Consider the following 20593-nt stretch of genomic DNA (forward strand, 5'->3'; position numbering starts at 1 on the left):
GACGACCTGTATCCAATCACAGGCGAAACTTTATACAATATTCGCACATTTTGTGTGCAGGTATCCGCGCAGCCGGCAGGCGCCCCGGATCGATCGGATTCGATCTAACGACCTGACTCCGCTGTACAGTTTTGGGAATTCGGGCAGACAAGAGCTGTTGGCACGGACCTTGCGGGAGAGGCCGGAAGCACCGCCCTCCTCTCGGACACGCCATGGCCATTCCCGCCGCTCTCGAACTGGTCGCCGTCACCAAGCGCTACGACGCCACGCTCGCGGTCGATAACGTCAACCTGAAGATCCCGGCCGGCACCTATTGCTGCCTGCTCGGCCCCTCCGGCTGCGGCAAGACTTCGACCCTGCGCATGATCGCAGGCCACGAGGCGGTGAGCGCGGGCGACATCATCCTCGGCGTGCAGAACGTCACCGACCTGCCGCCGGCCGAGCGCGGCACGGCGATGATGTTCCAGTCCTACGCGCTGTTTCCGCATCTTTCCGTGATCGACAATGTCGCTTTCGCCTTGAAGATGCGCGGCATCGACAAGCCGACACGGCACAAGCGCGCCGGCGAACTGCTCGAGCTGGTGGCGATGAGCCAATATGCGGGCCGTCTCCCGGCGCAGCTCTCCGGCGGCCAGCAGCAGCGCGTCGCGCTTGCCCGCGCGCTCATCACCGAGCCGCAGATCCTCCTGCTCGACGAGCCGCTCTCCGCGCTCGACCCCTTCCTGCGGGTGAAGATGCGCGGCGAGTTGAAGCGCCTGCAGCGTGAGCTCGGCATCAGCTTCATCCAGGTCACCCACGGCCAGGAAGAGGCGATGGCGCTCGCCGACCACATCGTGGTGATGAACCACGGCCGCATCGAGCAGCAGGGCTCGGCCCGCGACATCTTCCACCACCCGCGCACGGAATTCGTGGCGCGCTTCATCGGCGGTCACAACGTGCTCAGCGACGCCGGCAAGCTCATCGCCGTGCGCGCCGATCAGCTCGGCATCGTGCCGTTCGCTGACGGCGCATTCGGCGCGCCAGCGCTGCTGACCCAGACCGAGTACCAGGGCTCCTACATCGCCGTCTCGCTCACGCTCGACGACGGCACCGCCCTATTCTCCCACGTTCCCGAGGCCGCCTTCGACATCCATCCGTTCCGTCCGGGCGATCGCGTGCTGGCCACCTGGGATCCCGCCAAGGCGCAACGTCTGCAATAGCGCCCTTCACGACAGAGAATGCGCAACACAGAGGAGTGAGCGAAATGACCGAGACGACCAGGACGACCGGCGTCAGCCGCCGCACGCTATTGAAGGGCACCGCGGGTCTCGCAGGCCTTGCCGCTGGCTCCGGCGCCATCACCGGCTTTCCCTACGTGAAGTCGGCCGATGCGAAGGTGCTGCGTTATCTCGGCACCGCCGTAAACGAGGGCGACGACATCGCCAAGCAGTGCCTGAAGGACACCGGCATCAAGATCGAGTATATCACCGCGACCACCGATGACGTCACCAAGCGCGTGATGACCCAGCCGAACTCTTTCGACGTGCTGGACACCGAATATTTCTCGCTGAAGAAGATCGTGCCCTCGGGCAACATCCTTGCACTCGACGCCAAGAAGATCAAGCAGTTCGACAACATTACGCCCGTCTTCACCAAAGGCGAGACGCCCGGCGGCAAGAAGATCGGCGGCCAGGGCACCGCGCCCTGGAAGGTGCTCTATCTCGAAGGCAAGGACTCCAAGAAGTTCGCGACGTCGGCGACCGAGTTCGTCACGCTGATCCCGACCGTCTACAACGCCGACACGCTCGGCATCCGCCCCGACCTGATCAAGCGTCCGATCAGCTCATGGTCCGAGCTGCTCAATCCCGAGTTCAAGGGCAAGGCCTCGATCCTCAACATCCCCTCGATCGGCATCATGGACGCCGCGATGGTCGTGGAAGCCTCCGGCAAGTACAAATATGCCGACAAGGGCAACATGACCAAGGAGGAGATCGATCTCACCATGAAGGTGATGACCGAGGCCAAGAAGGCCGGCCAGTTCCGTGCGTTCTGGAAGGATTTCAACGAGAGCGTCAACCTGATGGCCTCGGGCGAGACCGTGATCCAGTCGATGTGGTCGCCGGCGGTGACGAAGGTGCGCTCGATGGGCATCGCCTGCACCTTCCAGCCGCTCAAGGAAGGCTATCGTTCCTGGGCGTCGGGCTTCTGCGTCTCCAAGGGCGTCTCGGGTGCGAAGCTCGAATGGGCCTACGAGTTCGTCAACTGGTTCCTGTCCGGCTATGCCGGCGCCTATCTCAACCGCCAGGGCTACTACTCCGCCGTGCTCTCGACCGCGAAGGCGCATATGGAGCCCTACGAATGGGCCTATTGGATGGAAGGCAAGCCGGCCGAGAAGGACATCAAGGCACCCGACGGCTCGCTGCTGGAGAAGGCCGGCGCGGTGCGCGACGGCGGCTCCTATGAGGACCGCATGGGCGGCGTCGCCTGCTGGAACGCGGTGATGGACGAGAACGACTACATGGTCCGCAAGTGGAATGAGTTCATCGCGGCGTAACGGACATGTCGGAAGAAGTCCTGCAACAGGCATCCCCGGGCTTGATCCCGGGGTCGGGCACAGCGCGCGCGGCAAAGCCGACGCGCCTGTCGCCGTCCTTCATCTCCTGGCTCCAGGCCGGGCCGATGATGCTGGTGTTTCTCGCCTTCTTCCTCATTCCGCTGGCCTTCGTCGTCATCGTCTCGTTCTGGGATTACAACGAATACCAGTTGCTGCCGCACTTCTCCGGCCGCGGCTACACCGACACCTTCGAGGGCTGCCTCGCGCAGCTCCCCGAGCTCTGCACCATCGGCAAGACCTATCTGAAGACGCTAAAGCTGTGCTTCATGGTCTGGGCCATCACACTCTTCATCGGCTTCTGGATCGCCTACTTCCTTGCCTTCCACGTCAAGTCCAAGACCTGGCAAATGGGATTGTCGCTGCTCTGCACGATCCCGTTCTGGACTTCCAACGTGATCCGCATGATCGCCTGGATTCCGCTGCTCGGGCGCAACGGCCTCGTGAACTCCGGCCTGATGAAGACGGGGCTGATCAATCACCCCGTGGAATGGCTGCTGTTCTCCGAATTCTCAGTGGTGCTGGCGCTGGTCCATCTCTTCACCTTCTTCATGGTGGTGCCGATCTTCAACTCGATGATACGCATCGACAAATCGCTGATCGAGGCCGCCTATGACGCCGGCGCGAGCGGCTTTCAGACCCTCGTCAACGTCATCATTCCGCTGTCGAAACCCGGCATCGTGATCGGCTCGATCTTCGTCATCACCATCGTGATGGGCGATTTCATCACCATCGGCGTGATGGGCGGCCAGCAGATCGCCGCCGCCGGCAAGATCATCGAGACGCGGGTCAACGCGCTGCAATTCCCGGCCGCCGCGGCCAACGCCGTGATCCTGCTCGTCATCACCTTCCTGATCATCACCATGATGTCGCGCATCGTCGACATCAAGAAGGAGCTCTAGAGCATGAAGGAAGGACGCCCGCGCTCTTTCTACGTGCTCGCGATCTTCTTCGCGGCCTATGTGCTGTTCCTCTACGGCCCGATGATCGCGATCTACGTGCTGTCGTTCCAGGGGCCGCAGGGCGGCCTCACCTTTCCGATGAACGGCGTATCGACCTTCTGGATCGCAAAGCTGTTCCAGGGCACCGGCATCGTCGATCTCGGCGCGGCCTTCCGCCGCTCGCTGCTGCTCGGCGTGATCGTGATGATCGTCACCGTCGTGCTGTCGGTCGCCGCGGGCATGGCGTTCCGCAGGAAGTTCAGGGCGCAGAGCATCCTGTTCTACTCGGCGATCGCCAGCCTCATCGTGCCCTCGATCATCACCTCGCTAGGCATCTCCCTGGAATTCCGTATCATCGACGATCTGATCAAGGCGCATTGGAATGAGAATTTCGAGACCTCGATGGGCCTGCTCACCTCGGGTCTCGGCGCGCATCTGACCTGGACGCTGCCGTTCGGCCTGCTCATCATGTTCGCGATCTTCAACCGCTTCGATCCCAGGCTCGAGGAGGCCGCGCGCGATCTCGGCGCGACGCCATGGCAAACCTTCCGCCACGTCGTGCTGCCGATCATCCTGCCGTCCGTGATCGGCATCGGGCTGTTCGGCTTCACGCTCTCCTGGGACGAGCTCGCCCGCTCCAGCCAGGCGATCGGGGCGGTGAATACGTTGCCGCTCGATCTTCAGGGGCTCACCACGACCGTCACGAATCCCGACATCTATGCCCTCGGCACCGTGATCTCGGCAGTCTCATTCACGGTGATCACGCTTGCGCTCGGCACCATCCACGTGCTCAACAAGCGGCAGGCGGCCAAGGGTTCGGACGCCGGCAAGGGGCTCGTCTAAAGCGACTGGTCTGATCGAAATGCGCCTGCACGTCGTCAATCCCAACACCACCGCGTCGATGACGGCGAAGATCGCCGCTGCCGCGCGCAGCGTCGCCCTGCCCGACACCGTGATCGACGCGCGCCAGCCGGCGATGGGGCCGGTCTCGATCGAGGGATTTTACGACGAGGCCTTTGCCGTGCCCGGCATGCTCGGCTGCATCCGCGCGGCCGACCGCGACGGCGCGGATGCGCACATCATCGCCTGCTTCGATGACACCGGTCTCGATGCCGCGCGCGCCGCAGCAAAGGCTCCCGTGATCGGCATCGGCGAAGCCGGCTTCCACATGGCGAGCCTGATCGCCGCACGCTTTGCCGTGGTGACGACGCTCGGTGTCTCCATCGTTCCGATCGAGCACAATTTGCGGAAATACGGCCTCGCCGAGCGCTGCGCCCGCGTCCGCGCCGCCGAGGTCCCGGTGCTCGCGCTCGAGGAGCGCAACGCTGACGCGGTCGGCAAGATCTCGGCTGAGATCACCGCCGCAATCCGCGACGACCGCGCCGAGGTCATCGTGCTCGGGTGCGCCGGCATGGCCGATCTCGCCGGCGAGCTCGCCGCCGCGCATGGCCTGCCCGTGGTCGACGGCGTCGCCGCCGCCGTCACGCTGGCGGAATCACTGGTGCGGCTGGGGCTGACGACATCCCGGCTGGGCCCCTACGCGGTGCCGCGGCCAAAGACCTATTCCGGGCCGTTTTCGCCGTTTCAGCCCTGATCCGCGTCTCTGACGGCATTCGATGGCTGATAAAGCCCGCTAGTTGTTGGTTTTTTTGCCTTTAGCCTCTTTTTGGTCCCATTCCTTGCGGAAACCTGACGCTTTCGGGACGCCCCGGCCGCCCAAGGGTTGCCGGTCTTCGCCACTCACCAAGTTTCAATTTGGGTTTTGTCAGCGATGATCGATCTCGCCCAGGACACACCGTCCAACCCGCTCCTTCGCCTTGGCGCGCAGCCGATCGCGCTGACTGCCGCGGCCCTTCTCCTGCTGATCGCCGGCGTGACATCGATCGCGATCTGGCGCGCCTATACCGGTGCGACCCCGGAGGCCGACCGGGTGGTGGCATCGCGGCAGCTCCAGGCCCGCGCGGCGCAGGCGTCCGAGCAGCTCGTCGAGAAGACCAAGGGGCTGGAGGCGACCCAGCAGGAATCGATCGATCAGCTCCAAGTCGTGCAAGACCAGCTCTTGACCATGAAACGGCTGATGGCGGCGCAGCAGGCCGACACCAAACGCCTGTCCGAGCAGGTCGCGGCATTGAACGAGTCCATCGACGGTTTGCGGCAATCCTTTGCCAGCGCACGCCCCACCGAGGTCGAGACGCCCTCAGTTACCCGCAGGAAACCGGCGCGGCACCGCGTCCATGCCAGCGCGCGCAAGCGCTCACGCGGCTGAGCACGGCTCCAGCGCCGCTTTAATTTGCCGACTTGTGAACTGGATCACATTCCGCCGTGTGATTCCGCGCGATGCTCGCGGGTACCGGATGGCGTGAGCCGATTTCAATGTCCGGGGCTGGCAAGGTCGTTGACGGTATACTGCGTCAACGACCTTGTTTTTTGGTCAGTCCGGCCGATCTTCCCGCCTCACTCGCAGACATCGACGCTGCGGTATCGCCAACCCGCAGCCGTCATCACGCGCTTCCGGGCGACGTAGCAACCACCGTAGCCATCGTTATAGCCGGTACCATAATAGGTGGGACCACCGTAATAGGGGTAGCCGTAGCCATATCCATAATAGCCGCCGTAAAGGCCGGCCCCGGCAATGCCCGCGCCGATGGCCACCCCAGGCCAGAATCCCCCGCCACGCCAATGGCCGCCATGCCCCCAACCGCCGCCATGCCAACCACCGCCGTGGCCCCAGCCGCCATGTCCGAAGCCCCGTGCCTCAGCCGATTGCGGCACCGATAGTCCAACAGCCGCGACGGTCAGTGCCGCCATCGTCATCTTCCGTAACATCACTCGATCCTCCGCGTGGATACGCTCCACGCTTCAAAGTAGGATCCAAGCTAACGTCAGTTGAGGATGCATGACAGCCACACTGTCTCACTTCCGCGCGAGCGTCAGCAGCCGCGGCAGATGCTCTTCATCTTCTTGTCGAGCTGCTTGTTCTCGGCGTTGACGGTGGCATCGGCCGCACCGCCTGTGCCGCTGCCTGTGCCAGTGGTGACTCCGGAGCCTCCGCCGGATGATTGAGCCGTGCCCAGGCTGTTGGTCCCGGGCGGCGGAGCCGGCGCGTTGGCGACACCTCCGGTCGATCCCGCAGGGCCTCCGGCCGACCCGCCGACGCCGCCGGTCGCTTGCGCGAACGATGCGGCCGGGATCGCTGCGAGTGCGAGGATCACGATCAGAGACTTGATTGGAGCGGTTGCAGACGATCGGGCCATCGGAGTTCTCCCTTTGGCGGTCAACCGCTGCGCTGAAGACCGGTTCCGGAACAAATGACCTCACATCAGCTTGACTGCGAGGAGGCCAATCACCATGACCGATCGCGATCCCTTTGCCGAAGGCGAGCGCGCCGCGCGCGACAACATTCCGGCTGAGGCCAATCCGTATTCGAACGGCAGCGACGAGCATGCGCTGTGGGCCGCCGGCCACGAGCGAATTGCAGGTGCGGTCGAGGCGCGCCAATCCGAGGGAAGCTGACGCGTTCGTCGGTCTCCCGAGGCGCCGCTATGCGGCGGCCTTCATCTTGTCGGTGCGATCCTCGACCATGGTCACGAACATGTGGGACTCTTCGCCCGCGCCACCGATCTGGACCCGGCGGGCGGAGATCACGCGGCGCCCGCGCGCAGGATTGTCGATGGTGTCGACGATCGGCTCGAGCTGCTGCTCTTGTGCCAGCAATTGCTTGTCGCGTCGTTCGATCAGCTCGGCCGCCTCCGCGGAGAATGATTCCCGCGGTCTTGCCGATGATCTCGCCGCGCGACATGCCGATCATCTTCTCGGCGGTGACGAAGACGTAGCGCAGATTGCGCGCATCCTTGGCGATGATGCCTTCGGCGACATTCTCGATGATGGTCGCGAGGAAGCGCTCCATCCGCTCCAGGATGCGCTGGCGGTGGCGCTGCTCGGTGACCGTCAACCGATCCGCTTCAGGCCTTTCGTGAACCGCGGACCGTTGGCCACGTAGAACTTGGCCGCACCTCCCATCTTCTGGACTTGCGCGTCGTCGAGCGTGCGGATCACGCGCGCCGGCGAGCCGATGATCAGCGAGCGCTCGGGGAACTCCTTGCCCTCGGTGATGACGGAGCCGGCACCGACGATGCTGTTGCGGCCGATCTTGGCGCCGTTCATCACGATCGAGCCCATGCCGACGAGCGCGCCCTCCTCGATGGTGCAGCCGTGCAGGATGACGTTGTGTCCGACCGTGCAGTTCCTGCCGATGTGAAGCGGAAAGCCGAGATCGGTGTGGCAGGTCGAGCCGTCCTGGACATTGGCGCCCTCGCCGACCTCGATCCACTCATTGTCGCCGCGCAGCACCGCGCCGAACCAGACGCTCGCGCCGGGCTTCAGGCGCACCTGGCCGATCACGGTGGCGGTCTCCGCGATGAAGTAGTTGCCGTCGGCGGGAAGGTCGGGCGCCTGCCCGTCGAGCTCGTAGATCGCCATGGGGGTCTCCTGTCAGGATGATCCTGGCATAGCGAAACGGCAGCCTGGACGCAAAGGGCCGAATGGCGGGCGTCAGCCCAGCACGCCGGCCGCGCGCAGCGTCATCAGGAAGAAGGTGCCGCTCATCATGCTCCAGAAGCCGGCGATCACGGTCGCCATCATCACGAACTCGGCGCGGCGGCTTTCCATCCGCATGCCGCGAAGCGTGTTGCGCATGATGATGAAGGGCGCCGCGAACACCAGGAACGGCACCGCCGCGAAGGTCTTCGGCGCGACGCCATCCTGCAGCAGGCCGAAGCCGGCGGGACGCTGGGCGAACGCCTGATATCCGTTCACGAGCGCGCCCGCGAGCGCGAAACCGATAAAGATCGAAAAGAAGGTATTGAGAGCTTCAGGTGTCATCGGAAGTCGCCCTTACGCAACGCCACCGCCTTCCTGTGACAAAGAGTGCGGGTTAACGCTACATTATCCTTAAGGGAAGGTTAACGCCGCCCGCCGGTCTGCGCAGGGCCCTCCCCCTTGCCCCGCAGCGGGGACGCTCCGCCAAATCGCCGCCGCGTGGCATATTCGCCGGTGATTCGTCGGCCAGCGGCCGACGTCCGGCTCTCTTGCGCTAGCTCATGACGGTGTTTTCGGCAGCCTCCCCTCGCTTTCCCCGGACGCGCACCCGCGCGCACGTCGTCCCGATCGTGCTCGGCGGCATCGCTGCGGCCTGCGCGGTGGGGCTCGTCGCCTATCTCTTGTGGCCGACCTGGGGCACGCGCGGCGCCAACGCCCCGGACAAGCTGCCGGTGAGCGTCGGCGGCACGCTGTTCAACCTGCCCGTGACGGCGATCCGGATGAAGATCCAGCGCCATTCCGGGCCGCAGGAGCGCATCGATCTCGACTTCCTCTATCCCTCGCTGGAACCGCCCGGCGCACCCAAGCACGTCACTGCCGACACGGTGGAGGCGGCGGTGCACTCGATCGACCGCATCTTCCTGTCGATCGCGGCCCATCACGATGCGCTCGCGCCCGAGCAGCGCACGGCCACGATCTATCCCCGCTATCTCGACCCGGCCGCAACGAAAGCCGAGGACGGCCTGACGATGCGGATGTTCCGCAGCGACACGCCCTACGGCAGCGAGGATCTCTATTCCGCCACCAGCCCCGCCCTGACCGCGCGCTGCACCCGCGACGCGGCGACCCCGGGCATGTGCCTGTCCGAACGCCGCGTCGGCGGCGCCGACCTCACCTTCCGCTTCCCGCGCAGCTGGCTGTCGCAATGGCGCGACGTGGCGGAGGCGATGGAGAAGCTGACGGCGCAGCTGCGCGGGCCGAAGGGCTGAGCGGTCGGGCTGGCTTGGTGCCTCTCAAAATGAACCGCGAAAACAACCCCATGCACAGTAGCCAAGTGCTTGGCGCGACTTGGTATTTCAAAAGCGCTCCACAGCGCTTCTGATTTTTAGAAATCAGGTTGATGCGTCGGGCAAAACAGGGGCGTGATGGCGGGATGGAGCAGCGCTCGTCAGCGCGTGCGCAGCGACTTGTCCAAGGAAGCTTTGGGCGGAGGTGGAAGCAATTCTGAATCCTTCCGCGGAAAGATTCCTGGATTGCTTCGCTTCGCTCGCAATGACGTGTGGAGAAAGCGCACGTCAATCTGCGGCGTGCCCCGGACGCAGCGCAGCGTCTCTTCGACGGTGCGCTGCTGAGCCGGGGCCTATGTTGCAGAGATGCGCTCGCAGAGATTCTGGGTCCCGGCTCTGCACGGCAACGCCCAGAGCGTTGCAGTGCGTCCGGGACATGAGCGCCGAGGAACAACTACTCCTGATCGACGAGATCGTCTTCGAGGATCGCCATTTGGAACTGGAACGAGCGGTCGTCGTCCTCGTCGTCGACGAAGAGCACGCCGATGAACTCCTCGCCGATATAGACCTCGGCGGAATCGTCTTTCTTCGGCCGCGGCACGACGCGGATCTTGGGATTGCCGAATACGCGCTTCAGATACGCGTCCAGCTTTCTGACTTCTTTGACGTCCACGGCAAGTCTCCGATCGAAATGGGTCGGCGGGTTTTAGGACGAGACGCAACGAACCGCCAGCATGAATTGCCAAACAATTTGGGGACGAAAAAAGGGCGGAAAATCCGCCCTTTTCGCAAGATCAAAGCCCCATCGCGTTGATCATCTGATCCATGGTGCGCGACGGCTCGGCGCAGCCGGCTTCGCCGACGATCTTGGCGGGCACGCCCGCAACCGTGACGTTGTGCGGCACCGGCTTGACCACGACCGAGCCCGCCGCGATGCGCGCGCAATGGCCGATCTCAATGTTGCCGAGGATCTTTGCGCCGGCGCCGATCAGGACGCCATGGCGGATCTTGGGGTGACGGTCCTCGTTCTCCTTGCCGGTGCCGCCGAGCGTGACGCCGTGCAGGATCGAGACATCGTCCTCGATCACCGCCGTCTCACCGCAGACGAAGCCGGTGGCGTGGTCGAGGAAGATGCCGCGGCCGATGCGCGCGGCGGGATTGATGTCAGTCTGGAACACCGCCGACGACCGGCTCTGCAGATAATACGCGAAATCCTTGCGGCCCTTCAGATAGAGCCAATGCGCGAGGCGATGGGTTTGGATGGCATGAAAGCCCTTGAAGTAGAGCAAGGGATCGATGAAGCGCGAGGTCGCGGGATCGCGGTCGTAGACGGCGACGAGATCCGCGCGGAAGGCGTTGCCGAGATCAGGATCGTCGCGCAGCGCCTCCATATAAGCCTGGCGCACGAGGTCGCCCGACAGCGCGGAGTGATCGAGCCGGTCGGCGACGCGGTGGACCACCGAATCTTCCAGTCGGCCGTGATGCAGCACCGCCGAATATATGAAGGTCGCCAGCTCCGGCTCACGGCGGACGATGTCCTCCGCTTCGCTGCGGATCCGGTCCCAGATCGGATCGAGCGAAGCGAGCTTTCCTCCCGGATTGACCTGATGCACTGCCATGGATCTGCTCTTTCGAATGGGCTGGTTTTGCTGGCTCTATAGCACAGTCTAGGCGACGAAGTCCTGACGGGCTTGCCTGAGAGTGAACAGTGCCTTGCACCGGGAGGGCAAGCCAAAGCATTGATAAACAAGACTTTTTTCTGACACCCTCGGATGGGAACGTCGGCTCAAAGTGGTCAGAGTTTTGCCAAATTCAAGCCGGGCGGCGTCAAACTATTGGTGAATTCTCCCCCAACCGTTATTGCGGGCATGATCCGAGCGGGGGCAAAGCAGATTTGAGCATCACCACCGACCAATTGCGCACGCGCGCCGCGGCTTCCTTTTGGCTGCGGCTGGCCGCAATGGCCCTGCCCCTCCTGATGATCGCGCCGGCATTCTGGAATGGCTATCCGCTGTTGCAATGGGATACCGGCGGCTATCTGGCGCGCTGGTACGAAGGCTATCTCGTCCCGAGCCGCTCCACCGCGTTCGGCATCTATCTCCACTATGGAGAGAGCTTCGGCTTCTGGATCAATCTCGCGGTCCAGTCGCTGGCGACGCTGTGGCTGTTGCAGCTCACCTTGCGCGTGCTGGGCCTGATGCAGACCTTCCGCTTCGTCGCGATCAGCCTGCTCCTGATCCTGTCGACCGCCCTGCCCTGGCTCGCGAGCATGCTGCTGACCGACATCTTTGCAGGACTGTCGGTGCTGTCGCTGTTCCTGCTGGTGATCGGAGCACACCGCACCTCGGCGCTCGAAAAGATCGCGCTGTTCGTCTTCACCGCCTTTGCGGCGGCGACCCACAGCGCAACGCTCGGCGTGCTGCTCGGCCTGTGCGCTGCCGGCTGGATGGCGCGGCCACTGCTCGGACCTCGGCTTCCGCTGGCGGGCTTGGCGCAGGCGAGCCTCACCATCGTCGCGGGCGGGCTGATGCTGATGTCGGCGAATTATGCGCTGTCGGGCAAATGGACCTGGACGCCCGGCGGCTATGGCGTCGCCTTCGGCCGCATGATGCAGGACGGCATCGTTGCGCGCTATCTCAGCGATCGCTGCCCGCACGAGCGCTACAAGCTCTGCCCCTACCGCAACGAGCTGCCGGCAAGCGCCGACGAGTTTCTGTGGGGCAAGAGCGTGTTCAACACGCTCGGCCGCTTCCAGGGCATGAACGAGGAGATGAGCTACATCGTCGTGCACTCGCTCAAGGACTATCCGGCCTGGCAGGCCGGCGCGGCGCTACGGGCGATGGGCCAGCAATTGCTGCATGTCGCGACCGGCGAAGGCACCAACGGCTGGATCCCGCACACCCGCGGCATCATCGAGCGCTACATTCCCTCTCAGGCCGCGCCGATGCGCGCGGCGCGGCAGCAGCATTGGGGTGTCGATTTCGTCACCGTGAACTGGCTGCATGTCCCCGTCGCGCTTGTTTCGATGCTGGGGCTGGTTTTGCTCCTCGCGCATGCGCTGGCCAACCGGCGGCTCGACGATCTGACGCTGCTGGCGGCAACGGTGACACTGGCGCTGCTCGGCAACGCCCTCATCTGCGGCGTAATCTCGGGCCCGCACGACCGCTACGGCGCGCGGATGGTATGGGTCGCGACCTTCGTGGTACTGATGGCGCTGGCGCGGCGGTTTGGGGAGGACAGCAAAGTGCGATGAGAGTGCGAGGAAGCGTCGTCGCGCTTGGTTTCTATTCAAGCCATCTCTGAGCCTGAAGTCCGATAGGCAGCCCTGGCTAGAACTTGAATGAAGTCTCGATCTCGTACGTGCGCCGGGCGCCGAGAAAAATCTGATCAGGATAGAAGGGGTCGCTCCAAACCGCATATTTTTTGTCGGTCAGATTTCTGACCCGGAACGTAACTCGCGTATTTTCGAAGGTCGGGTAACGCGCGGATTTTGGAATGTCGACGAAGGCGAAAGCATCGGCCGTCGTATAAGCGAGCATTGTCAACGTGTTGGCATCCGTGGTGTAGCGGTCGCCAACGTGACGGACTGAAATGCCCGCCTCGACCGGAAGCCATCCCGGATTAAGGAAGCGATACGAGGCGCCACCGTTGACGATGAGCGCCGGAATATTTGGCGGCGTCTTGCCGGAAAAAGAGCCGCCCGCGAAATCGTAGTCCGCATAACGCGCATGAACGTAGGCGACGTTACCCCAAATCTTGAGCTCCGGGAGTGGACGCACGGCCGCAGCGAACTCCACGCCCTGTGTCTTGAGCTTGCCGGCGATGTTCAGCGTCTGACCCGCCTGTGCCGAATAGACGTTGTTCCGCACAATATCGAAAGCAGAGAACGTCCATTCGGCCCGCCCATCCCACAGTAGGTTTTTGACGCCGGTCTCATAACTGCGCGCATCCGTCAGCGTCAGCTTCTGCGTGGGATTCAGCATGAACATGCTGCCCGCCGACAAATCGCTCGCGGTCGCATACTGGCTATAAAATATTAGCCCCGGAAGCGCTTCCCAGGTGTAGCCGATCCGCCCCGTAACGGGGTCCCAATTCGCCGAATAAGGAAAACCGGCCTTGCTTGCGCCAAAAACATCCGTCGAGGACCGATCGAGGGAGAACGGGTTGTAACGCAGACCGCCGATCAAAGCGAAAGTCGGCGTCAGCTTCAAGCGATTCTCGAGATTGAACGCGACGCTGTCGATGGTGGCGGTCTGACGCTGCGTCGTCAGGAGACCATAGTATCCGCGGACAGGATCAACGAGGTTTACGAAATCGTTTGGAAAGTTCGCCGCGGCCGGACGAGTGAACTCCAGATGGTAGGCCTCGGCGCCAAGGACTAGGCGATTTTCCATGCCGAAGAAACGCGCGTCCCAGGTCACGTCGGTGTTGTTGCCGACGGTGTTCTGGTTATGGTGCACGAAGAAGCGCTCGCGATAGATCTGGTTGTTTCCGGTGTCGAAGGCGCTCACCTCGTTGTTGTGCCAATCGCGGCTGGCATTGTATTCGTAGGTCTGGCTCCTCAGCGTCACGTCGTTGCTGAGATTCCACTCGAAGCCGGCGCGGCCCCACGTCTCCTTGATCGTCTTGTGATTGTCGAGGACGTTGTAATTAGTGCTCAACGTTCGACTGTCGATGGTGACCGGGCCGAGATTTGCACCATTGTAGTCCGACACCTTGGTGCCTGACACGATTCCACTGGTCGCATACCGGCCACTGAAGGCAATCGGCACAAGCGGTGTGCCCTCGTAGACGCGAGCGCGATAATCCTTGAACTCGACCGCACCGAATACCTTGAAAGATTCCGAGAGCCTGTAATCGAGCTGGCCTGAAACGTGCAGGTTCTTAGTATCTGTATCGTCGATGAATCCGTTCACATCCGAGCGGCTGATGTCGAAGCGATAGTCCAGGCCCTTGATGTTCGTGTTGCCGCCGGAGCCGAAACCCGTTCGATAGCTGCCCCGCGAGTCAAAGCCAAAGAACGCTTCGCTCTGAATCGGGCCGTTATGAGGGGCCTTGGTGACATAGTTGATGGAGCCGCCGACCGCTCCTTGTCCTGTCATCAGTGAGGATGGGCCTTTCAGGAACTCCACCCGGTCAAGGTTGAACGTTTCCGCCGTCAAAAACGTGAAACCGGTAGGACCGACATTGATACCGTTGTAGGTGACATTGATTTGGTTGCCTTGAAAACCGCGCATGGCGAAGGCAACGTCGTTCGGAGCGTCGCCGGCCGTCACGCCGGTCGCCCCCTTCACCACATCGATCGTCGTATGATAGCCCTGCTCGCGGATCGTGTCTGCGCCAACGACTTCCACGGCCGCAGGCGTTTCGCGCGGCGTTAACCCCAAGCGACTGCCGGCTTGCGTGACCACGTTGGAATTGAGCGGCGTTGCCCGCGTCACCTGCTGCGCAGAAGTAGAAGGCTGCGCGGCAGATGTACGCGGGCGCGTGCCTGCTCGCACAGCCCGACTTGAACGAGATGACGTCGCGACCTGCTGTCGTGCCGGCCGCTGCGCCGGGGCCTCGACTTGGACGGGCGGAAGTGTCGTTCCCGCGGCAGGCTCAACGGCGGGGGGCTTGTCCTGGGCATTCGCAGGGAAGGTCGCGGCGATCGCCAGAAGGAGGCTGGAGCAAGAGACCGAATACAAAAGATTACGCATACGATGCCCGCTCCGTCAGCCCTCAGACGCGGGCCGCATTCCATGTCGGCTTGATTAACTTCTGTTAACAAGTATGATGTCAATCACGAAACATCATACTCTCCACTCTGCAGTGCTACTGTGGCCAGAGCGACACTGGCTGCGGATTGGGCATCAACCGATGCCCAATATCCCAAAGCAAGCCCGGGTGACGAGTCACGCGGCAACTTCATGCTCGAAGCAGTACAGGTCACGAAACGGTTTGGCTCAAATTGTGCGCTGGACGGCGTTTCGCTCACCGTCTCGCCCGGCGATATTTATTGCCTGCTCGGCGCAAACGGTGCCGGCAAGACCACCTTGATCAATCTGTTCTTGAATTTCCTCGAACCGACAGAAGGCGACCTGAGGATCGGCGGTATCGACGTGATCCGGCAACCGCTGGAGACAAAACGGCTTCTTGCCTACATTCCGGAGCAGGTCACCCTGTATGCGCCGCTGACCGGTATCGAGAATCTTGCATTCTTTTCCTCGCTCGCCATCGGTGAAGGGCTGCCGCGCGAACGACTGCTTGAGTTGCTCACGGCGGCGGGCCTTCCGCGTCAGGCCGCCGACAACAGGGTCTCCACCTACTCCAAGGGAATGCGCCAGAAGGTTGGAATTGCTATAGCGTTGGCCAAGAATGCGAAGGCGCTGGTGCTCGACGAGCCCACCTCAGGGCTCGACCCGTCGGCAGCGAACGAGTTTTCGGAGTTGCTGGTCAACGCAAGCAGGAACGGCGTTGCGGTGCTGACCACAACGCACGACCTCTTCCACGCAAAGCAGACCGGCACACGCATTGGCATCATGAAACGGGGCCGGCTTGTCGAAGAGCTAAGGAGCGAGGACGTCAGTCACGCCGACCTCGAAACCCTCTATCTCAAGCACATGAAGACCTGACGTGTACGCGACCATCGCCGTCAAGGATCTGCGGGAGCTCTTCCGGGAGGGCCGATTGCTATGGAGCGGGGCGCTGATCGTCGCCCTGATGCTGGTGGCATTGGCTGCCGGGTGGAATCGGCAGGCGCAGGTGAACAGTGAGCGCGCAGCTGGCCAAGCTCTGGATTACGAGGCCTGGCTTCAGCAGGGGCCTCGGCATCCGCACGACGCAGCGGAACAGGGCATGCACGTCTTCAAGCCCGAACCGCCCCTGGCCTCCTTCGATCCGGGAATCGAACCGTTTGTCGGCTCGACCGTGTGGCTGCAGGCGCATCGGCAAAGCGAGCTTAAATTCCGACCGGCGCAGGATGCGACAGGCTTGCAGCGTTTCGGTGAATTGTCGCCCGCCTGGATCATCCAGGTTCTGCTGCCCCTCCTCCTCATCATCATTGGCTTCAACGCGGTGAGCGCAGAGCGCGAGCGCGGTACGTTGCGGCAGTTGCTCAGCATCGGCGTTTCGACGCGAAGCCTGCTGCTCGGCAAAGCCGCTGCTCTTGCCGGCTGTGCGGCCATCCTGACCCTGCCGCTGGGCCTCGCATTTTCGATTTTCATCCTGGCGCGCCTGCCGGCCGCAGAACGACTCGACGTGGTCTATCGCATGGCATGGCTCGCAGTTGGGTACGGCGCCTATCTCGGCTTCTACATCTTTCTGACCCTTGCGGTATCCGCGCTGGCCCGCTCGTCGCGAACGGCACTGGTCCTCTTGCTCGGCTTCTGGGTCGCCGCGACACTGATTGCGCCGCGAGCCGCCTCCGAGGCGTCCAATCTGCTCTATCCAACTCCGTCGCGATTGGAATTCACCGACCACCTCTCCCATGAGATGTCCGAGGCCGCCGACAAGGCATGGCACAACCATTTTGGCGTCAAAACACAATGGGACTCCTCACTCCCGTTGAGCAAATGGGGAGCGGCGCTGAAAGTCGACGATGAGGCGGGATATGGCGTTCTCGATGCGACGTTCGGCAAGCTCTGGGATACCTTCGAAAGCCAGCAGCGCCTGCAACAATTGGTCGGCATCATTGCTCCCGTCATCGCCCTTCGCGATTTCTCGATGGGAATTGCGGGCACGGATTTTTCGCAACATCGCGACTTTTCAGCTGCCGCCGAGGCGCAGCGACGCAAGATCCAGGATATCGTGAGCCAGGATCTGATCGACCATGCCGACCCACTTGGCAATGCGCATTTCACTTACAAGGCCGAGACCGCCCTGTGGGCGACCGTGCCGCAATTCAGATATGCCCTGCCAACCGTGTCGTTCGCATTGGCCCATCATTGGCCGGCTCTCGTACTCCTCGCGATGACGTTCGTGCTGGCAGTCACGCTTGCGCGCTACGGCCTGTCGCGGCCCTTGATGCGGTGAGCCACCGGGATGTCCTTTTCGCAGTCTCATTTTGTCCCAAACTTCCGGCTGATTGCGCGGAACGAAGCCCGCATCCTTTTCCGTGACGGCACGCTGCCGTTGGTCATCCTGGTTCTGATCGTCATGATTGGCTGGGGATTCTTCGTGGGGCTGGCACAGGCGTCCCTTCGCGACAACATGCTCGGAAGGGTCGTTGCGCACGAGCAGGAGACGCAGCAATCCAATCAGCAGACGCTTCAATCGGTTCTTGCGGGCAAGGAGGCGCTCGTGCCGTTCTCCAATCCGGCCAACCCTGCAGCTCTGGCCGGCAGCCTTTCGGGCCGTCACACTACGCTTCCGAACTCACCGCTCGCCGCGCTCTCGGTCGGCCAGTCCGACCTTCTGCCGAATTACTACCGCATCACTTATCTCAGCAAAGTCCAGTTCATGTACGACACTGAGATCGAGAATCCCTGGAATCTCCTGAGTGGGCATTTCGACCTATCGTTCGTGATCGTGTTCGTGCTGCCGCTCCTCGCCATTGCTCTCGGTTACAATCTGCTGTCCGGCGAGCGCGAACAGGGCACATTGCGCATCGTGTGCTCGCAGCCAGTATCGATTTCGACCGTTGTCGCCGGAAAGCTGGCGGTTCGGCTGTTCGCACTGCTGGCGGTCGCAATTCCTCTACCTCTTTTTGCGCTGGCTCTACTCCGTCCGGAAACCCGGGGCGTAGAGCAAATGCTCCTGATGCTCTCGTGGTCTGCACTGGTCGTCAGTTATGCGTTGTTCTGGTTTGCCCTGGCGGCTTTGGTCAATGTTGCCGGGTTTTCGTCGTCAGCCAATGCCCTGATCATGGTCGCGGTCTGGACTGTACTCGTCCTGATCCTGCCTGTGGCCCTTAATCTCGTGGTGAACCTCGTCAGCCCGGCGCCGTCGCGAACGGAATTGGCCAGCAGGACGCGCGTGGTGACAGCCGATGCGTTGCGCGAATACGAAGATCTCTACAGCGCCGACTATCGCTACGCCTCCGATCCCGAGGCTCTGGCGGTCAAGGATGGTCGCGTTGAGATACCTTCGCGCATGCGTGCATTCTTTCTGGCCAAGCAGCGCGTCGACGAACGGATCGAACCGCTCCTCAAGCAGTTCGATCGGCAGCTGCTCGAACAGCAGAGGCTCGTGGATGTTCTGGGCTTCTTGTCACCAGCCATCCTTGTCAACGAGGCGCTCAACGCGATTGCCGGAACGGATTCTCGCAGATTCCTCGCATTCAAGTCGCAAACGGAGACGTTTCACAACTCGTGGCGCGAGCATTTCGCCCCCCGCATTCTGAATGATCGCGCGACCACGTCAGAGGATCTGAATGCCCTCCCGCGATGGCGCTGGTCTGAAGTCTCGGCGAGCGATGTCAATTTGCGGGTCTGGTCACGCATCGTCCTGATACTGGCGCTGGTTGCAGCTCTTGGCGCTGTTGCCCTTGTTCGCTCGACCAGAGGCCCCGTCATTTGACGGAGCAATCGTTCAGCCGCGATCGAAGCCGCTGGAGTGAACCGAGCGGTGCGCCTGGTGGTGGCGGGCTCTGTCGCCATGCCTGCTATTGGACCGTAAGCTGCGCCCATTGACAGCTGTTAAGTGAGCGACGGGCCTGCGGTAACAACCCCCTCCGTATGTTGCGACTCGGCAACACACCACAACTATCGCCTCTCACGCCGGCAGATCTGAGTCCGGCAAAGGGCTTTCGCAGACTGCAGGCGCGCTGCAAGCTTCTCGTACTCGAAGCCAACATTTCCGATGCCGATTCCTCTCAATTGCGCAGATACCGCCAGCCGACAACGACCCCGCTCACCGAGACGATGGTCCCGAGGATCGACAGCAACCACACCACGATGTCCCAGGCCGGTCGATACGTCAGAAGCAACCAAAAATCAAAACTGTGCAGCGCGTTGAACAGCCAGCGATATGTGCGACGGCTGCTGTCCACGCGGCCAAGGACGTCGCCCGTGATCGGGCTGATGTGAAACCATGTTCTCGCGTCGTCATCGAACACCGCGCGCAAGACAGGCAACTCGCGGTCGTGATGATGCGCATACCAATAGGAGTCGTATTCCTCGAGCAGCAGCCGCTCGGCGAGGTGAGCTTGCGGCAGCAACTTCGCTGCGGCGGTCCAAAGACGATCCTGCGGAAGGGTCGTAGTCCGGCCGGTTCCCGCATCCAGCGGTCTTTGCATGCCGTCACGCGATGCGGCGATCATCATCGGTTTGCCGTCGAGCCACACAAAGCGTGCCTCGACCCTCGCATATTGCGGCGTTGGCAGCCTCGTCGCGATGGTCGGCGCATCATGGCCAGCATAGCGTTGCAGCACCTCCCGCGCCGTGTTGCGGCTTGCGAAATATTCGCCGGGATTGAGTGAAAGCCAGCCAGAGAACGTCCAGGTCAGCACGAAGGCGCCGGCAATCAGGCCCGTGACGTGGTGCCAGGCCATCCAACCGCGATAGGGCGTGATCCTGCCACTCGCATAGCGCCGCTTCAGCCGCACGCGCAGGATGCCGATCCAGATGCCGGTGACGCCAACGATGAGACAGATGCCGGAGATCCAAAGCACGACGAGACGCCACAGCGGCCCGTCCTTGCGCAACACGGTCGGATAGATCCAATGCGGAATCGAGCCGAGCCAATTCCAGACGCGCTCGGTCTGGTTGGTGTCGAGCACGATCTCGCCGGACCGTGAGGAGACATAGACCTTGGTGCCGGCATCGTCGCCGAGCGCAATGAGGTAGAGTGGTCGCATCGGATCGTAACGGGCAGTGACGCTCCATTGGTCGCGATCGATGATATCTTCGAGTCGCGGCGAACTGCTCGCGGGATGATGTCGCGCGACCGAGAGTGCCTGCCGTTCGGAAACCTCTGTGATGACGCGGCCGTCGGCTGCGGAGATCGCCTGCCGTTGACCGTCCCAGCCGGTGATCCGATAGACCGGCTCGTCCGCCAGCATGGAAAGCCGGAGATCGCGCGGGTAGCGCGTCGCGCCTGCGATCTTCATCGCTTCGTCGGGCGAAAGCGTCACCTTCTCCCATTGAATGTCGGGAAGCGCTGCCAGCCTTTCCTTGTCGGAAAGAGCTGGAAACGCGACATACATCATCACCACGCCGGACACGAACCACATGGCAAAAAACAGGCATGTGACGATGCCGACCCAGCGGTGGCCGATATACAGCCACCGCCGGAGTGCGCGTCTCAAGGGGCGTGCC

General features: G+C 62.5%; 22 protein-coding genes. 13 read left to right on the top strand and 9 right to left on the bottom strand.

Annotation, left to right across the window (positions count from 1 at the left end):
• Positions 1 to 212: 212 nt before the first annotated feature.
• The 6 genes from BCCGELA001_RS23600 to BCCGELA001_RS23625 all read left to right on the top strand — a co-directional run bounded on the left by BCCGELA001_RS23600 (position 213) and on the right by BCCGELA001_RS23625 (position 5797).
• Complete coding sequence (locus BCCGELA001_RS23600) at positions 213 to 1199, top strand: ABC transporter ATP-binding protein (RefSeq protein ID WP_008562664.1); 987 nt, start codon at positions 213 to 215, stop codon at positions 1197 to 1199.
• Between the two features lie 44 nt (positions 1200 to 1243).
• On the top strand, positions 1244 to 2533 hold the full coding sequence (locus tag BCCGELA001_RS23605; RefSeq protein WP_060736435.1) for an ABC transporter substrate-binding protein: 1290 nt from the start codon (positions 1244 to 1246) through the stop codon (positions 2531 to 2533).
• A gap of 5 nt (positions 2534 to 2538) precedes the next feature.
• Entirely contained in the window at positions 2539 to 3492 is a 954-nt protein-coding gene (locus tag BCCGELA001_RS23610) for an ABC transporter permease (protein ID WP_083543381.1), read from the top strand.
• A 3-nt stretch (positions 3493 to 3495) separates the two neighbouring features.
• Positions 3496 to 4374: an ABC transporter permease gene (locus tag BCCGELA001_RS23615; RefSeq protein ID WP_060736436.1), complete on the top strand. Its 879-nt coding sequence runs from the start codon at positions 3496 to 3498 to the stop codon at positions 4372 to 4374.
• 19 nt (positions 4375 to 4393) lie between these two features.
• Positions 4394 to 5125, top strand: a complete 732-nt coding sequence (locus BCCGELA001_RS23620; RefSeq protein WP_008562679.1) for an aspartate/glutamate racemase family protein — start codon at positions 4394 to 4396, stop codon at positions 5123 to 5125.
• Between the two features lie 177 nt (positions 5126 to 5302).
• Positions 5303 to 5797: a hypothetical protein gene (locus BCCGELA001_RS23625; RefSeq protein ID WP_060736437.1), complete on the top strand. Its 495-nt coding sequence runs from the start codon at positions 5303 to 5305 to the stop codon at positions 5795 to 5797.
• 188 nt (positions 5798 to 5985) lie between these two features.
• Here BCCGELA001_RS23625 and BCCGELA001_RS23630 read toward each other — a convergent pair whose 3' ends face one another.
• Both BCCGELA001_RS23630 and BCCGELA001_RS23635 read right to left on the bottom strand, forming a co-directional pair.
• The gene (locus BCCGELA001_RS23630) at positions 5986 to 6357 is read right to left on the bottom strand and encodes a hypothetical protein (RefSeq protein WP_060736438.1); all 372 of its coding nucleotides are present in this window, start codon (positions 6355 to 6357) and stop codon (positions 5986 to 5988) included.
• 104 nt (positions 6358 to 6461) lie between these two features.
• Positions 6462 to 6785, bottom strand: coding sequence for a hypothetical protein (locus BCCGELA001_RS23635; protein ID WP_008562695.1), 324 nt, complete (start codon positions 6783 to 6785; stop codon positions 6462 to 6464).
• 94 nt (positions 6786 to 6879) lie between these two features.
• Between BCCGELA001_RS23635 and BCCGELA001_RS38465 the strand changes: the two genes are divergently transcribed.
• A complete protein-coding gene (locus BCCGELA001_RS38465) occupies positions 6880 to 7044 on the top strand; it encodes a hypothetical protein (protein ID WP_008562697.1) in 165 nt (54 codons plus the stop codon).
• Between the two features lie 27 nt (positions 7045 to 7071).
• On the opposite strand, the gene BCCGELA001_RS38900 is transcribed toward BCCGELA001_RS38465, so the two are convergent.
• The gene (locus BCCGELA001_RS38900) at positions 7072 to 7245 is read right to left on the bottom strand and encodes a hypothetical protein (protein WP_008562699.1); all 174 of its coding nucleotides are present in this window, start codon (positions 7243 to 7245) and stop codon (positions 7072 to 7074) included.
• 4 nt (positions 7246 to 7249) lie between these two features.
• Here BCCGELA001_RS38900 and BCCGELA001_RS38905 point away from each other — a divergent pair, with 4 nt between their 5' ends.
• Positions 7250 to 7531: a hypothetical protein gene (locus BCCGELA001_RS38905; RefSeq protein WP_236840742.1), complete on the top strand. Its 282-nt coding sequence runs from the start codon at positions 7250 to 7252 to the stop codon at positions 7529 to 7531.
• On the opposite strand, the gene BCCGELA001_RS23645 is transcribed toward BCCGELA001_RS38905, so the two are convergent.
• Positions 7480 to 8010, bottom strand: a complete 531-nt coding sequence (locus tag BCCGELA001_RS23645; RefSeq protein WP_060736439.1) for a gamma carbonic anhydrase family protein — start codon at positions 8008 to 8010, stop codon at positions 7480 to 7482. The genes BCCGELA001_RS38905 and BCCGELA001_RS23645 overlap by 52 nt on opposite strands.
• A 72-nt stretch (positions 8011 to 8082) precedes the next feature.
• Entirely contained in the window at positions 8083 to 8412 is a 330-nt protein-coding gene (locus tag BCCGELA001_RS23650) for a DUF6949 family protein (protein WP_008562714.1), read from the bottom strand.
• Between the two features lie 218 nt (positions 8413 to 8630).
• Between BCCGELA001_RS23650 and BCCGELA001_RS23655 the strand changes: the two genes are divergently transcribed.
• Entirely contained in the window at positions 8631 to 9338 is a 708-nt protein-coding gene (locus BCCGELA001_RS23655) for a hypothetical protein (RefSeq protein ID WP_008562716.1), read from the top strand.
• 472 nt (positions 9339 to 9810) lie between these two features.
• On the opposite strand, the gene BCCGELA001_RS23660 is transcribed toward BCCGELA001_RS23655, so the two are convergent.
• Both BCCGELA001_RS23660 and cysE read right to left on the bottom strand, forming a co-directional pair.
• Positions 9811 to 10029 carry a DUF3126 family protein gene (locus BCCGELA001_RS23660; protein WP_007602550.1) on the bottom strand — a complete coding sequence of 73 codons (219 nt, stop codon included), beginning with the start codon at positions 10027 to 10029 and terminating at the stop codon, positions 9811 to 9813.
• Positions 10030 to 10150: 121 nt separating this feature from the next.
• Entirely contained in the window at positions 10151 to 10975 is an 825-nt protein-coding gene (gene cysE / locus BCCGELA001_RS23665; protein WP_060736440.1) for a serine O-acetyltransferase, read from the bottom strand.
• 275 nt (positions 10976 to 11250) lie between these two features.
• On the opposite strand from cysE, the gene BCCGELA001_RS23670 reads away from it, so the two are divergent.
• Entirely contained in the window at positions 11251 to 12609 is a 1359-nt protein-coding gene (locus tag BCCGELA001_RS23670; RefSeq protein ID WP_008562728.1) for a hypothetical protein, read from the top strand.
• A 76-nt stretch (positions 12610 to 12685) separates the two neighbouring features.
• Here BCCGELA001_RS23670 and BCCGELA001_RS23675 read toward each other — a convergent pair whose 3' ends face one another.
• Entirely contained in the window at positions 12686 to 15055 is a 2370-nt protein-coding gene (locus BCCGELA001_RS23675; protein ID WP_060736441.1) for a TonB-dependent receptor, read from the bottom strand.
• Positions 15056 to 15175: 120 nt separating this feature from the next.
• Between BCCGELA001_RS23675 and BCCGELA001_RS23680 the strand changes: the two genes are divergently transcribed.
• From BCCGELA001_RS23680 to BCCGELA001_RS23690, 3 genes are read left to right on the top strand one after another with little or no spacing between them, the layout of a single operon-like run.
• The gene (locus BCCGELA001_RS23680) at positions 15176 to 15970 is read left to right on the top strand and encodes an ABC transporter ATP-binding protein (protein ID WP_236840743.1); all 795 of its coding nucleotides are present in this window, start codon (positions 15176 to 15178) and stop codon (positions 15968 to 15970) included.
• Between the two features lies 1 nt (position 15971).
• A complete protein-coding gene (locus tag BCCGELA001_RS23685; RefSeq protein WP_008562746.1) occupies positions 15972 to 17369 on the top strand; it encodes an ABC transporter permease subunit in 1398 nt (465 codons plus the stop codon).
• A 9-nt stretch (positions 17370 to 17378) separates the two neighbouring features.
• Positions 17379 to 18854, top strand: a complete 1476-nt coding sequence (locus tag BCCGELA001_RS23690) for a DUF3526 domain-containing protein (RefSeq protein ID WP_008562749.1) — start codon at positions 17379 to 17381, stop codon at positions 18852 to 18854.
• 295 nt (positions 18855 to 19149) lie between these two features.
• On the opposite strand, the gene BCCGELA001_RS23695 is transcribed toward BCCGELA001_RS23690, so the two are convergent.
• Complete coding sequence (locus BCCGELA001_RS23695) at positions 19150 to 20583, bottom strand: PepSY domain-containing protein (RefSeq protein WP_236840744.1); 1434 nt, start codon at positions 20581 to 20583, stop codon at positions 19150 to 19152.
• Between the last annotated feature and the right edge of the window lie 10 nt (positions 20584 to 20593).

Source organism: Bradyrhizobium sp. CCGE-LA001 (genome assembly GCF_000296215.2).
Lineage (GTDB): Bacteria > Pseudomonadota > Alphaproteobacteria > Rhizobiales > Xanthobacteraceae > Bradyrhizobium.